Genomic DNA, 14181 nt, shown 5'->3' on the forward strand with positions numbered 1-14181 from the left:
GAGCCGATCGGTTTCCTCATGGCGGAAATTTTCTTACGTGCGAGATGTCACGTCAACGGTAGAAAAGGCTACGGTCGCCATGTGTTGACCCATTTGGCCGGTCCTTACGTGGTCGGTATCGACGCGGGTGGCACGAAGACCCGCTGCGTAGTACTGACGCTGGGGGGTGCTCTGGCCGGTTCCGGCACCGGCCCCGGGGCCAACCCCAACTCTGGAGGCGACACCGCCGGGGCCCTGACCACGGCCCTGCGGGAAGCACTCGGGGACCTGGACCGAACCCACATCCTCACCGGCGTGTTCGGCATCGCCGGCGCCGGCTCCGCCGGACGGCCCGCGGCCGTCGCGGCGGCGCGGCAGGCGTGGCAGGCCGTCGGCCTGCGCGGCTCGCCCGCGGTGGTGACCGATATCGCGGTGGCGTTCGCCGCCGGGACACCCGAGCCCAAGGGCATCGTGGTGTTCTCCGGCACGGGCGCCGGCGCGGCGGTCATCAACGACGGCGCGATCGTGCAGCGCGCGGACGGCTACGGCTGGCTGGTCGGGGACGAGGGTTCGGCGGTGTGGCTCGGGAAGGAGGCCGTCCGCGCGGCGCTCGCCGCCTACGACGGCCGAGGCTCCCCGACGCTCCTCACCGACTCGGTCCCGCGGGCGCTCCTCGGCGCCACGGTGGTGGCGGAGATCGACGGAGAACGGCGAAGACCTCGCCCTTCCCCGCGGGCGCTGGCCTTGGCCGGCGCCCCTTCGTCGTCACAAGGCGCTTCGGTCCTCGCGCAGGGCGGCGCGCTCGCCTCCGGAGCAGGCACCCCCGCACCGGGCGGCACGGGAACCGCCGTGCTGCTGTCCGATCCGCCCAGCCCCGCCACCGGGAGCGACGGGCCCTGCCAGCCGCCGCCCGGCGGCGGGCTCGGCGGCGGCTCGCCCGACCCGCCGCCGAATCCCCGGCTCGCCCAGGCGATCATCAAGGAGGTGTACGGCCGTCCGCCCGCGGCCCTCGGGCGGCTCGGCCCGGTGGTCGCCGCCGCCGCGGCCGCCGGTGATCCGGTGGCCCGGCGCATCACCGAAGAGGCCGCGCAGTGGCTGCTCCGCGACGTGGACGCGGTGCGCCCGGCCCTGTCCGATCCCCGCGCCCCGGTCGTGATGCACGGCTCGGTACTGCGCGAGGGACCCGTCGCCGAGGCCGTCCGGACCGGGCTGCGCGACCGCTTCGCCGCGGCGCCGCGCTGCGCGGGCGACGGCGCGGTCGGCGCGGCCGGGATGGCGCTGCGCCGCCTCGGCCACCCCCTGCCCGGCTGAGCCGACCGCGCTCCGCCCGGCGCCCGGCCCGGCCGCCGATCGGCCCGGCCGATCCCTGGCAGACGGCATCGACGCCGTCCGGGGTCATCGCGATGGACCCCACACGATCCGCGAATGGTGATCCTGGGGTCCATCGTGATCTCGCTGTGACCACGGTGACGGCCGCGCCCGATGATGCCGTAGCGTTGACCGGGTGCGTGCTTCCCGTCCCGTAGCGGTCGCGGCCCTCGCGTTGGCGCTGGCCGCGGGATGCGGCGGTGGCGGCGACGGCGGCGAGCGCCCGGCGGCGGGCCGCTCCGGCTCCCCCGGCCCGGCGGGACGGCCCACACCCGCGCCGGACGCCTGGATCCCCGGCCGGGTGGCGAAGATGTCGCTCGCCGAGAAGGTCGGGCAGCTGTTCGTGACGCGCTTCTCCAGCCGCGCCGACGGCCTCGCCAAGATCCGGAAGTACCGCGTCGGCGGGCTGATCTACTTCCCCGAGAACTTCTCGTCCCCGGCCCGGACGGCGGCGCAGTCGAACGCGCTGCAGAAGGCGTCGAAGATCCCGCTGCTGCTCGGCGTGGACGAGGAGCAGGGCATCGTGTCCCGCACCCCGTTCATCACCCGGTTCCCCGGCAACATGGCGCTCGGCGCCACCTCGGACCCGGCGGACGCCCGCGCCGCCGGCCGGGTCACCGGCGCCGAGCTGCGCGCGGTCGGGATCAACCTCGACTACGCGCCGGACGCCGACGTCAACGTGAACCCGCGCAACCCGGTGATCGGGCTGCGCTCGTTCGGCGCCGACCCGGCGCTCGCGTCGAAGATGGTGACCGGGGCGATCCAGGGCTACCAGGACGCCGGGGTCGCGGTCAGCCCGAAGCACTTCCCCGGGCACGGCGACACGGCGACCGACAGCCACACCGGGCTGCCGGTGATCACCCACTCGCGGGCGACGTGGGAGCGGCTCGACGCGCCCCCGTTCCGGGCGGCGGTCGCCGCCGGGGCCGACATGATCATGACGGCGCACATCGTGGTGCCGAAGCTCGACCGGTCGGGCGACCCGTCCACGCTGTCGAGGACCGTGCTGACCGGGCTGCTGCGCGGCACGCTCGGCTACCAGGGCGTGATCACCACCGACTCGCTGGAGATGGCGGGCGTCCGGCAGAAGTACGGCGACGCGGTGGTGCCGGTCCGCGCGATCCTCGCGGGCGCCGACCAGGTGCTGATGCCGCCGAGCCTGCCGCGCGCGTACCGGGCGGTGGTGGCCGCCGTCCGGTCCGGGAAGATCTCGCAGCGGCGGCTGGACGAGTCGGTCACGCGGATCCTGAAGCTCAAGCAGCGGCGCGGGCTGTTCCAGGGGACGTCCGCCGACCCGGCGAAGGCCGCCGCCGCGATCGGGACGCCCGCGCACCGCGCCACCGCCCGGCGGGTCGCCGAGCGGGCGGTGACGCTCGTCCGCAACGACCGCGGCCTGCTGCCGCTCAAGGGCGGGAAGGTCGCGGTCACGGGGCCCGCGAGCGCGGCGCTGACCACCGCGCTGCGCCGCCGGGGCGTCGCGGTCACCACCGCCGGTTCGGCCGACGTCATCGTGCTGACCACGGAGAACGCGGGGGCGGCGACGGCGGCGCGGATCCGCGCCGCCGGGTCGAAGCCGGTCGTCGTCGCCGCGCTCGGCCGCCCCTACGACCTCGACGCGGCGCGCGGCGCGCGGGCCGCGCTGGCGACGTACTCGTCCGGCGCGGTGTCGGTCGGGGCGCTCGCCGGGGTGCTGAGCGGCGCGGTGAAGCCGACCGGGAAGCTCCCCGTCCCGGCGGGCGGGCAGCGCGTCGGTCACGGCCTCGCCTACAGGTGACCCGGACCGGCCGTCTGGACCGGCCGTGTGGACGGGGGCGCCCGTCTCCTGGGAGGATCGGCGCGCCTTCGGCCCCCAGGAGGTCCCCGTGCGTGTCCGCGCGCTCATCGCGGTCGTGTTCCTGTTCGCGGCGTCCACCGCGTGCGGCGGCGAGCCGGACCTGTCGATGCCGCCGCTCACCCCCGAGCCCGGCGACTCGCGGCTGGTCGACGGCGCCACCTCGGCGGCTCCGGCCGACACCTTCCCCGCGCGGCTCGCGCTCTACAAGTACCTGCGCGGCGTCGCGGCGGGCAACGTCCGGGCCTGCGCGTACCTGACGCCCGAGTTCGAGCGGGCCGCGTTCGGCCGGGCGGGCGGCTGCCGCGCCGGGTTCCTGCGCGCCCGCGCGCAGCTGCGCCCGCAGGACGTGGCGGCGCTGCGCGGCGTGACCGTCCCGGCCTGCGAGGACGGCCCGGCGGACGGCGAGTACACCGTCCGCTTCGAGCAGTTGAAGTGGGCGGGCGAGCCCGCCCGCCCCGGCGGCCTCCTCGCGGCGGCCTTCACCCTCCGCAAGACCGGCCCGTACTGGCAGCTCGCTCCCTCTCAGGAGGGTTAGATTCCCAGGTCGGCGAGGTGCGGCAGGTGGGCGCGGGCGGCTTCGCGGGCCTCGGCGGCGGTGCGGGCCGCGCGGGCGGCGGACGCGGCCCGGCGGCACTCGTCCAGCGTGTGCCGGGCGAGCGCGGCCCGCACCAGCGGCAGCGACGGCGCGCTCATCGACAGCGACGTCACCCCGAGCCCGACGAGGACGCAGGCGAGCGCCGGGTCCCCGGCCGCCTCGCCGCACACCCCGCACGGGACGCCCGCCCCGGCCGCGGGCGCGACCAGGTCGAGGACGGCGGGCTGCCACGGGTCCTGGAGGTTGGCGAGGGCGCCGACCTGCCGGTCCGCGGCGCAGGCGTACTGGGTGAGGTCGTTCGTCCCGATGCTGAAGAACTCGACCTCCGGGGCGAGGTCGCGGGCGCGCAGCGCCGCCGCCGGGATCTCGATCATGACGCCGGGATGCTCGATGCCCGCGTCCCGGCAGACCCCGGCGAAGTAGGCGGCCTCGTCGGCGTCCGCCACCATCGGGGCCATGACCTGGAGTTTCACGGGCAGCCCGGACGCCGCGCGGGCGAGCGCCGCGAGCTGCGCGGACAGCACCTCGGGGTGCAGCCGGGTCATCCGCAGGCCGCGCTCGCCGAGCGCCGGGTTCGGCTCCTCGGCGGGCGGCGGCAGGAACGCGAGCGGCTTGTCGGCGCCGGCGTCCAGGGTGCGGACGACGACGCGGCCGTCCGGGAACGCCTCCAGGACCCTGCGGTAGGCGTCCTCCTGCTCGTCCGCGCTCGGCGGCGTCGAGCGGTCGAGGAAGAGGAACTCGGTGCGGTACAGGCCGACGCCCTCGGCGCCGTGCTCCAGCGCCGCGTCGACGTCCTTCGGGCCGCCGATGTTCGCGAGCAGCGGCACCGCGTGGCCGTCCTTGGTGGCGCCGGGGCCGGAGGATTCCGCGAGCGCGGACGCGCGGGCGGCCACGGCGGCGCGGGCCGCCGCGACCTCGGCGTCGGACGGGTCCGGGACGACCGTCCCGGCGCTGCCGTCGACGAGGACGCGGGTCCCGTCCGCGAGGGACGTCGCGCCCGGCAGCGCGACCACGGCGGGCACGCCCATCGTCCGGGCGAGGATCGCGGTGTGGCTGGTCGGCCCGCCCTCCTCGGTCACGAACGCGACGACCCGCGCGGGGTCGAGGACGGCCGTGTCCGCGGGAGCGAGGTCGCGGGCGACCAGCACGAACGGTTCGTCGGAGGTGGGCACGCCGGGCATCGGCAGGCCGAGCAGCCGGGCGATCGTCCGGTCCCGGATGTCGTCCAGGTCGGTGACCCGGGCGGCCATGTACTCGCCCGCCCCGGCCAGCATGTCCCGGTAGACGCCGAACGCCTCGAAGACCGCGCGGGGAGCGGCGGCGCCGTCGTCGATCCGGGCACCGACGCCGTCGGCGAGGCCGGGGTCGCGGGCCATCAGGGCCTGCGCGTTCAGCACGTCGCGGCCGTCGGTGTTGCCCACGGCGGCGGCGCGTTCCCCGCGGTCCTCAAGGTCGGCGGCGACCGCCTCCAGCGCGGCCGCCGCGACGGCGCGCTCGGCGGCGGCGTCCCCGCCGTGCCGCGACCCGGCGGGCGGCTCCGGGACGGCCCCGGCGATGGTGCGCACCGGCCCGACGCCGACGCCGGGGCTGACCCCGGCGCCGTGCAGCGGGCCACCGGGCTGCGACGACTTCCCGTCCTGCGACGAACCCACGTCAGGCTCCCTCGGGCTCCGGCGTGGCGAGCAGCCGCTCCAGGTCGTCGAGCAGCTCGTCGGCGCCCGCGCCCTCCGCGGACAGCACGACCTCCTCCCCGTGCCGGGCGTCCAGGCCCAGCACGGCGAGGATGCTCTTGGCGTTCACCGGGGCGCCGCCGTGCTTGGCCACGGTCACGTCCATCGGGGCCTTGGCCGCCGTCTGGACGAACAGCGCGGCCGGCCGCGCGTGCAGCCCCACCCTCGACTCGATCTTGACCTTGCGCTCGGTCACGGCACACTCCCTCTCAGCTTGTCCCTGGTCAACTCTGGTCTTACGGGTCAACTCTGGTGTTCGGGGTCAACTCTGGTGTTCACGGGGACGCGGGCCGCGCACCCGCAGCGCGGGGCCCGGCACGACGTCCACCTCGTTCAGGTCGGCGACCACGTGGTCGGCCCCGGCCAGCGCGTCCGCGGGCTGCGTGGTGCCGACGCCCACGCAGGTCATGCCCGCCGACTTCACGGCCGCCACGCCCGCCGGGGCGTCCTCGAACCCGACCGCCGCCTCGGGCGGGACGCCGAGGTCCCGCGCGGCGGCCAGGTAGCCCTCCGGGTGGGGCTTGCCGGTGTCGACGTCGTCCGCGGTCACGACGACGTCGAGCAGGTCGCGGACGCCCAGCTCGGCCAGCAGGCCCTCGGCGTAGCCGCGCCGCCCGGACGTCACCACCGCGAGCGGCACGCCCGCCCCGGCCAGCGACCGGACGAGGCCGACGGCCCCGGGCACGGGCGCGGCGTGCGGCAGGTCGGGCAGCGTCCCGTAGGACTGCGCCTGCTCGAACAGCTCCTCGACCGTCCGGCCGGGGAACAGGTGCGCCAGCTCCTGGAGCACCTCGCGCCCGCGGCGCCCCGCGAACGACGCGATCACCGCGTCGTCGTAGGGGGCGCCGTGCGCGTCGAACAGCCGCGTCCACATCACCCGGTTGCGCGGCTCGGTGTCGATGAGGGTGCCGTCGAGGTCGAACACGGCGGCGTCCAGGTCGATCACCGCCATCCGATCAGCTCCATGTGAACAGCTCGGCCCCCTTCGTCACCTCGCCCGACTCCACCACGTCCGAGAGGGCGTCGGCGCCCGCGTCCAGGGCCACGACCGCGCAGACCGGCGAGCGCCCGCCCGCCTCGATCACGGCCGGGTTCCAGCCGACGACCGGCTGCCCGGACACGACCTGGTCGCCCTCGCCGACGAGGAGGTCGAAGCCCTCCCCCTTCAGCTTGACGGTGTCGATGCCGAGGTGGACGAGCACCCCGTGGCCTTCCTCGTCCACGACGACGTAGGCGTGTGGATGCAGCTTGACGATCTTGCCGGTGACCGGGGCGATCGCCTGGCCCGGGCCGCGCTCGGGGTCGACCGCCGTGCCCGGGCCCACCATGGCCTGGGCGAACACCGGGTCGGGGACGCCGGCCAGGCCGACGACCCGGCCGGAGACCGGTGACAGTACTCGGGTCATCAGGGGGTCCTCTGGGTCGGTGGGAGCGGCTCGCTCGGAGCGGCTCCGTGGGGATGGGTCAGTCGAGGATGTCCTCGATGTCGCTGGAGATGGTGTCGGCCTCGGGGCCGACGACGACCTGCACGACGACGCCGCTGCGCATGACGCCGAACGCGCCCGCCTTCTTCAGCGCGGCGTCGTCGACCTTGCTCGGGTCCGCGACCTCCGTGCGCAGCCGGGTCGCGCACGGCTCGATCTCCACGATGTTCTCGGCGCCGCCCAGGGCGGCGACGATCGCCTCGGCCTTGTCCATGTCGTTTCTCCTGTCGGGCCGGGCCCGGCGTCGCGGGCCACTCGGGGATCGCTGGTCGGGACGGCTCAGTGTGTCTGGGTGACCTTGTTGAGGCCACGGGGTACGTCTGGGTCGATGCCGAGACGGCGGGCCAGGTTCTCTACAAGAAGCTGACCGGGGACGATGAGGCCGAGCGGCGCCACCCATTCGGGCAGCGCCGGACCGGGCAGGGCGGCCGTGGACGCGGCCGCGAGGTCGTCGCCGCCGCCGATGCCGTAGGCGTGCGCCCCGGCGCTCTCGATGCGGCGCGCGAGCGCGACCGTCCCGGCGAGCGTCGGGCCGGAGCCGGCCGCGACGAGCAGCGCGGGCGTCTGGCCGTCGACCACGGCGATCGGGCCGTGCTGCAGGTCGGCGTACGACAGGCCCATGGCGTGCAGGTAGCACGCCTCCTTCATCTTCAGCGCCAGCTCAAGCGCGGTGCCGAACGCGATGCCGCGCCCGGACACGACCGCGCCGGGCACCTTCGCCAGCGCCTCGACGATCTCCGCCAGCGGGGCGGAGCCCTCCGTCCGCTCGATCATCCCGGCGACCTCGTCGGGGACGCGGCGCAGGTCGTCCGCGGCGACGTCCGCGCCGAGGCCGACGCCGAGCACCGACAGCGCGGCGAGCTGGGTCGTGTAGGTCTTCGTCGCCGGGACGGCGACCTCGTCGCCCGCGAGCGTGATCAGCGCGACCTCGGCGGCCTCGGCGAGCGGGGACCCGGCGCCGTTGGTGATCGCGACCGTCCGGGCGCCGCAGTCCTTCGCCCAGGCGAGCGTCTCGACGATCTCCTCGGTCTTGCCGGACTGGCTGATCGCGACGGCCAGCACGCCGGACAGGTCGAGCCTGCGCCGGTAGGTCGTCGCGATGGACGGGGCGGCGAGCGTGGACAGCCGCCCGGCCCGCGACTCCACCAGGTAGCGGCCGTACACCGCGGCGTTGTCGGACGATCCCCGCGCGATGAACAGCACCTGCCGCGTCTCCCGGGCGAGCGCCCCGATGTCGGGCGTGCGCGGCAGCAGCGCGTCGATCGTCCGGCGCAGCGCGTCCGGCTGCTCGCCGATCTCGGCGCGCATTCTGCTGGTCATGATCCCCCTCCGAAGACTTTCTGCCCGTTGACCCACGTGGTACGCGCCCGGTGGTCCGGCCCCAGCCAGACCAGGTCCGCGGCGGCGCCCGGGGCGATGCGGCCGAGGTCCGGCCGGCCGATCAGCTCGGCCGGGATCCGGGTCGCCGCGTCCACCGCGGCGGCCGTGCCGATCCCGAGGCCGATCGCGTTGCCGACGGCCTCGTCCAGCCGGAGGCCGGACCCGGCGATGGTGCCGTCGGCGCGCAGCGGCGGGCCCTGCTCGGGCATGGTGATGGGCTCGCCGCCGAGTTCGTAGGTGCCGGGGGGCATCCCGGCCGATGCCGCCGCGTCGGTGACGAGCACGACCCGTCCGGCCGCGGCGCGGAACACGAGCTCGGCCGCCTCCGGCCCGACGTGGTGCAGGTCGAGGATCAGGCCGGGGCTCAGCCGGTCGTCGATCAGCGCCTGCGCGGCGACGCCCGGCTCGCGGTGGTGGACGCCCGACTGCGCGTTGAAGATGTGGGTGACCATGCGCGCCCCGGCGTCCGCGGCCTCGGCCGTCTGCGCGGCGGTGGCGTCGCTGTGCCCGACGCTGACCAGCACGCCCGCGGCGGTGAGGGTGCGGATCGCTTCGAGGGCGCCGTTCCGCTCGGGGGCGAGGGTCACAAGCTTGACGAGCCCGGTCTCCAGCAGCGTCGCGATCGCCTCGGGCTCCGGGTCGGTCAGGTAGATCGCGTTGTGCGCGCCCTTGCGCTTCTCCGACAGGAACGGGCCTTCGAGGTGGACGCCGAGGACGCGGGTGCCGCGCGGAAGTCCCGGCAGGAGGTCGCGGAGGCGGTGCAGCGCTGCGGCCTGCGTCGCGACCGGGGCGGTGATGAACGTCGGCAGGAACGCGGTGACGCCGGTCTCGGGGAGGCGGCCGACGACGGTGTGCCAGGCGGCCTCGTCGGCGTCCACCATGTCGTGGCCGAAGAAGCCGTTCACCTGGAGGTCGACCAGGCCGGGGGCGAGCAGGCCGTCCGGCAGGTCGACGTCGGACGGGCCGTCCGGCGGGCCCTGCCCGGCCTCGGCGATCACGCCGTCCACGACGCGGACGTATCCCGGCGAGAGTACGCGGGTAGAACTGCCCGCGGGGGTAATGATCATGCGGTTGGCCGTGATCAGAAGTGATGCCATGGGTGCGCACTCTCTGTGACGCGACGATCGCTGGTCGTTAACGCCCGAATCAACTGGTCTAGTCCGGACTAGACCAGGTGGCACCATACTCCACGAATCGGATGGGAATGACAATGTCGGCCGGAACTCGTCAGGAACGGACGGGGCTCGGCGGCGCCTGGACGTCCGCGTTCGGCGTGCTGCAGCGGATCGGCCGGAGCCTCATGCTGCCGATCGCCGTCCTGCCCGCCGCCGGCATCCTGCTCCGGCTCGGCCAGCCCGACCTGCTCGGCGCGGACGGCCTCGGCTGGGACCGGATCGCCGAGGTCTTCGCCGCCGCGGGCGGGTCGCTGCTCGACAACCTGCCGATCCTGTTCGCGGTCGGCGTCGCCATCGGGTTCGCGAAGAAGGCCGACGGGTCGACCGCGCTCGCCGCCGTCGTCGCCTACCTCGTGTTCGACCGCGTCTCGAAGACGCTGTTCGCGCACAGCCCCGAGTTGAAGGGTGCGGTCGTCCAACTGGTCCGGCAGGAGGACGGCTCGCTGAAGGAGACGATCGGCTACGGGCTGACGAACCCGACCCAGGTCCTCGGCGGCATCCTCGTCGGGATCATGGTCGCCCTGCTCTACCAGCGGTTCTACCGGGTGAAGCTGCCGTCCTGGCTCGCGTTCTTCGGCGGGCGGCGGTTCGTCCCGATCGTCAGCGCCGCCGCCGCGCTGCTGCTCGGCGTCGTCCTCGGCCTGGTCTGGCCGGTGCTCGGCGGGCGCATCGACGCGTTCGGCGACTGGATCACCGGCGCGGGCGCGCTCGGCGCGGGCGTCTACGGCGTCGCCAACCGGCTGCTGATCCCGTTCGGGCTGCACCACATCCTGAACTCGCTGATCTGGTTCGTGTTCGGCTCCTACCAGGGGCCGGACGGCGTCGTCCACGGCGAGATCAACCGCTACCTGGCGGGCGACCCGCACTCCGGGACGCTCCTCGCCGGGTTCTTCCCGGTGCTGATGTTCGGCCTGCCCGGCGCGGCCCTCGCCATCTGGCGGACGGCCCCGCCGCACCGCCGCGCCACCGTCGGCGGCCTGATGCTCTCCGCCGCGCTGACCGCGTTCGTCACCGGCGTCACCGAGCCCATCGAGTTCTCGTTCATGTTCGTCGCGCCGCTGCTGTACGGGATCCACGTCGTCTTGACCGGTGTGTCGATGGCCCTGCTCGCGGCGGCGGACGCGCAGCTCGGATTCAGTTTCTCGGCCGGGCTCATCGACCTGCTCCTGAACGCGACCAAGAGCAACACCCGCCATCTGTGGATGGTCGTCGCGCTCGGCGGGGTGTACTTCGTCCTGTACTACGCGATCTTCACGTTCGTCATCACGAGGTTCGACCTGCCGACGCCCGGACGGGAGCCGGAAGAGGACAGCCCGCCCGAGGCGCCGCCGGACGAGCAGCCGGACACGCCCTCCGCACGAGGTCCCTGACCTGCGCGTTCGCCGATCTTGCCGGACGAACGCCGTGATGCCGTCGTTACGAATTCGTGCATTGACAGGTGTTTTGAACCTGTGGTCTAGTCCGGCCTAGACCGGTACGAACCAAATCGAATAGCCCTGAACTACTGTCTAGCCCACATACCCGTCGTACCCCGGCGAATCCAGTCGATCCGGCCCCCGGCCATCGAGGAAACCCCCGTGACGACCATCGACCCGCACAGTCCCGTCCCGAAGTACTTCCAGCTCCGCGCGATACTCCTCGACCTCATCGAGAGCGCCGAGCTGCCCGTCGACGCCCCGATCCCCTCGGAGCGCGAGCTGTGCGTCAGGTACGAACTGTCCAGGATGACCGTCCGGCAGGGCGTGGACCAGCTCGTCTCAGAAGGACGGCTGTACCGCGTCCCGGGCAAGGGCACGTTCGTGGCCAGACCGAAGATCGAGATGCCGCTCCGGCTCGTCTCCTTCACCGAGGACATGCTGAGCCGCGGGCTGCGTCCGGGCGCGATCGACCTCGACCGCCGGACCGTCCCGGCCGACGCGAGGCTCGCCCGGATCTTCGAGATCGAACCCGGGACGGAGATCCACGTCATCGAGCGGCTGCGCACCGCCGACGGGGAGCCGATGGCGCTGGAACGTGCCCACATCCTCGCCTCGCTCGCCCCCGACCTGCTGGACCGCAGGCTCGCCGACCGATCGCTCTACGGCGTGCTCGAAGCGGTCTACGGGCTGGTCTTCGACGCCGGAGACCAGACCATCGACGCCGGTCTCGCCGACGCGACCGACGCCAGGCACCTGCTGATCCCCCGCGGCAGTGCCGTCCTGCACCTGCAACGCCGCTCCTACACCGGAGGCGCGTGCGCCGAACTGGGCGTGTCGACCTACCGGGCGGACCGGTACCAGATCCACACCGCGCTGGGGAACCCCCCGGCGCACCAGCCCTGACCCAGCCCCGCGAAACCCACCCCTGAGAAGCCCCGCCCATGAGACGTCCCAGACCTTGAGAACTTGAGAACTCTCAGCATCTGAGAAGTCTCACCCCGAAAAGTCCAGCCCCTGAGTAGTCCCGCCCCGACCACCCCTGAGAACTCCTGTAACCCCTGAGGAGGAACCTCGCGATGACCGCCACGACAGTGGACTCCGCGCCACGGCGCGGGTCGAGCATCCTCGCGGTGCTGCAGCGGATCGGCCGCAGCCTCATGCTGCCGATCGCCGTGCTGCCCGCCGCCGCACTGCTGCTCCGCTTCGGCCAGCCCGACATGCTCGGCAAGGACGGCCTCGAGTGGAACCGCGTCGCCGAAGTCGTCGGCAACGCCGGCAACGCGCTGTTCATGAGCCTGCCCCTGCTCTTCGCGGTCGGCGTGGCGATCGGCTTCGCCAAGAAGTCCGACGGCTCCACCGCCCTCGCCGCGGTGGTCGGGTACCTCGTCTTCGACCACGTCTCCAAGACGATGTTCTCGCACTCCGACGACCTCAAGGCGACCGTCCTCATCACGCAGGTGAAGGACGGCCAGCCGACGCCGACCATCGACTGGGGCGCCACGAACCCGACGCAGGTGCTCGGCGGCATCCTGATGGGCCTCACCGCGGCGCTGCTCTACCAGCGCTTCTACCGCGTGAAGCTGCCCACCTACCTGGCCTTCTTCGGCGGACGGCGGTTCGTCCCCATCGTCACCGCGCTCGCCGGCCTGCTGCTCGGCGTCCTGATCGGCTTCGTCTGGCCGGTGCTCGGCGGCTGGCTCACCGACTTCGGCGACTGGATCACCGGCGCGGGCGCGCTCGGCGCGGGCATCTACGGCGTCGTCAACCGGCTGCTGATCCCGTTCGGCCTGCACCACATCGTGAACTCGCTCATCTGGTTCGTGTTCGGCACCTACAACGGCCCGGACGGCGCCGTGCACGGCGAGATCAACCGCTACCTCGCCGGCGACCCCCACGCGGGCGGCCTGCTCGCCGGGTACTTCCCCGTCCTGATGTTCGGCCTGCCGGGCGCCGCGATGGCCATCTGGCGCGCCGCGCCGCCGCACCGCCGTCCCGCCGTCGGCGGCATCATGGTCTCCGCCGCGCTGACCGCGTTCGTCACCGGCGTCACCGAGCCGATCGAGTTCGCGTTCATGTTCGTCGCGCCCGTCCTGTACGGGGTGCACGTCGTCCTCACCGGCATCTCGATGGCGGTGCTGGAGGCCGCCGGGGCGAAGCTCGGCTTCGGCTTCTCGGCGGGCGGCATCGACCTGCTGCTGAACGCCTCGAAGGACAACACGAAGGGGCTCCCGCTCATCCTCGGAATGGGCGTCCTCTACTTCTTCGTGTACTACTTCGTCTTCAAGTTCCTGATCGTGAAGTTCAACTTCGCGACGCCGGGACGTGAACCGGAGGGCGAGGAGTCGAGCATCGCCGACCCGACCGCCGACCCGGAGCTCGCCGGCAGCGGCGGCACCGGCACCACCGGCGGCGGGAAGAAGCGCGCGAAGCCGCAGGACTCCCCTGCCGGCGGCTGACCGACCCCGGGTGCCCGCGGCACCCCTCCCCCGGGCCGGTCCAGCCCACCGGCCCCGCTCCCGGGCCCCGGCGCCCCCGCACCCGTCCGGGGCCCGCTCCCAGAAGGCGGCGGGACGCCCCAGCGTCCCGCCGCCTTCTCCCCTTCCCAGCGTCCGGCCGGTTCGCTTATCGCTTTGGCGGCGGATATCCGGCCTGTTCGGGGCTATTCGGCCGTAGTCGGCCAGGACGTATTTTTCGCGGCTCTCGCGACTCCTGTCATGAACCGAGACAGGAGGTCTTTCATGCGGCGACGTACGGACAAGCCCGCTGCGGTGCGATTCGTCCGGTACCGTCCGATGCCCGCCACCCGGGGCGCGCTGGCGCTGCGGCCCGCGACGCCCCAGACGCACCCGGTGCGGCCGCCGGGGCTGCGCCTGGTCCGTCCGGCGGACGGGGTGGAAGCCGAGGTCGGAGCCGTCGCCGACGCCGCCGTACGGTTGATCGTGGAGGTCCTGGCGGGCACCCGTCCGACGCACCAGCTCTCCCTGGTGGCCGTCCCCGCCGTCTGCCGCGAGCTGCTCCACCGGGCCGCGCCGAGCCTCGCCGGGCGACGGGTCGTCCCGCCGAGGGTGCTCTCGTGCCGGACGCAGCGTCCCGCACCGGCGATCGCCGAGACGACCGCCGTGGTGGTGGTCGCGGGCCGCGTCCACGCCCTGGCCCTGCGCCTCGACCACACCCGGGGACGCTGGCGCTGCACCGCCCTCGAAACGACCGCCCGATAG

At 74.0% G+C, this 14181-nt stretch carries 14 protein-coding genes; 7 read left to right on the forward strand and 7 right to left on the reverse strand.

Going from position 1 to position 14181, the window contains the following annotated elements; genetic code table 11:
- The first annotated feature begins 81 nt into the window (after positions 1 to 81).
- The 3 genes from FXF68_RS07085 to FXF68_RS07095 all read left to right on the forward strand — a co-directional run bounded on the left by FXF68_RS07085 (position 82) and on the right by FXF68_RS07095 (position 3716).
- On the forward strand, positions 82 to 1290 hold the full coding sequence (locus FXF68_RS07085) for an N-acetylglucosamine kinase (protein WP_246178374.1): 1209 nt from the start codon (positions 82 to 84) through the stop codon (positions 1288 to 1290).
- Between the two features lie 193 nt (positions 1291 to 1483).
- Positions 1484 to 3121 (forward strand): glycoside hydrolase family 3 protein, encoded by a 1638-nt coding sequence (locus FXF68_RS07090; RefSeq protein WP_148758030.1) that lies wholly within the window; start codon positions 1484 to 1486, stop codon positions 3119 to 3121.
- Between the two features lie 88 nt (positions 3122 to 3209).
- A complete protein-coding gene (locus FXF68_RS07095) occupies positions 3210 to 3716 on the forward strand; it encodes a hypothetical protein (protein WP_148758031.1) in 507 nt (168 codons plus the stop codon).
- Here the strand turns inward: FXF68_RS07095 and ptsP are convergent.
- The 7 genes from ptsP to nagA form a co-directional block, all read right to left on the reverse strand.
- On the reverse strand, positions 3713 to 5428 hold the full coding sequence (gene ptsP, locus FXF68_RS07100; RefSeq protein WP_246178375.1) for a phosphoenolpyruvate--protein phosphotransferase: 1716 nt from the start codon (positions 5426 to 5428) through the stop codon (positions 3713 to 3715). The genes FXF68_RS07095 and ptsP overlap by 4 nt on opposite strands.
- A 1-nt stretch (position 5429) precedes the next feature.
- A complete protein-coding gene (locus tag FXF68_RS07105) occupies positions 5430 to 5702 on the reverse strand; it encodes an HPr family phosphocarrier protein (protein WP_148354172.1) in 273 nt (90 codons plus the stop codon).
- A 66-nt stretch (positions 5703 to 5768) separates the two neighbouring features.
- Positions 5769 to 6458: an HAD family hydrolase gene (locus tag FXF68_RS07110; RefSeq protein ID WP_148758032.1), complete on the reverse strand. Its 690-nt coding sequence runs from the start codon at positions 6456 to 6458 to the stop codon at positions 5769 to 5771.
- Positions 6459 to 6462: 4 nt separating this feature from the next.
- Entirely contained in the window at positions 6463 to 6912 is a 450-nt protein-coding gene (locus FXF68_RS07115) for a PTS sugar transporter subunit IIA (protein WP_148758033.1), read from the reverse strand.
- Positions 6913 to 6970: 58 nt separating this feature from the next.
- On the reverse strand, positions 6971 to 7204 hold the full coding sequence (locus tag FXF68_RS07120; RefSeq protein ID WP_148758034.1) for a PTS sugar transporter subunit IIB: 234 nt from the start codon (positions 7202 to 7204) through the stop codon (positions 6971 to 6973).
- 65 nt (positions 7205 to 7269) lie between these two features.
- Positions 7270 to 8310, reverse strand: coding sequence for an SIS domain-containing protein (locus FXF68_RS07125; RefSeq protein ID WP_148758035.1), 1041 nt, complete (start codon positions 8308 to 8310; stop codon positions 7270 to 7272).
- The gene (gene nagA, locus FXF68_RS07130; protein WP_148758036.1) at positions 8307 to 9467 is read right to left on the reverse strand and encodes an N-acetylglucosamine-6-phosphate deacetylase; all 1161 of its coding nucleotides are present in this window, start codon (positions 9465 to 9467) and stop codon (positions 8307 to 8309) included. The genes FXF68_RS07125 and nagA overlap by 4 nt, the downstream gene beginning before the upstream one ends.
- A gap of 107 nt (positions 9468 to 9574) precedes the next feature.
- Between nagA and FXF68_RS07135 the strand changes: the two genes are divergently transcribed.
- The 4 genes from FXF68_RS07135 (at position 9575) to FXF68_RS07150 (ending at position 14181) form a co-directional block, all read left to right on the forward strand.
- Positions 9575 to 10915: a PTS transporter subunit EIIC gene (locus tag FXF68_RS07135; protein WP_425458587.1), complete on the forward strand. Its 1341-nt coding sequence runs from the start codon at positions 9575 to 9577 to the stop codon at positions 10913 to 10915.
- 207 nt (positions 10916 to 11122) lie between these two features.
- Complete coding sequence (locus FXF68_RS07140; protein ID WP_148758038.1) at positions 11123 to 11866, forward strand: GntR family transcriptional regulator; 744 nt, start codon at positions 11123 to 11125, stop codon at positions 11864 to 11866.
- 173 nt (positions 11867 to 12039) lie between these two features.
- Complete coding sequence (locus FXF68_RS07145) at positions 12040 to 13419, forward strand: PTS transporter subunit EIIC (RefSeq protein ID WP_148758039.1); 1380 nt, start codon at positions 12040 to 12042, stop codon at positions 13417 to 13419.
- 282 nt (positions 13420 to 13701) lie between these two features.
- Positions 13702 to 14181 (forward strand): Rv3235 family protein, encoded by a 480-nt coding sequence (locus FXF68_RS07150; protein ID WP_148758040.1) that lies wholly within the window; start codon positions 13702 to 13704, stop codon positions 14179 to 14181.

Origin of the sequence: Actinomadura decatromicini (assembly GCF_008121305.1) — a bacterium.
GTDB lineage: Bacteria > Actinomycetota > Actinomycetes > Streptosporangiales > Streptosporangiaceae > Spirillospora > Spirillospora syzygii.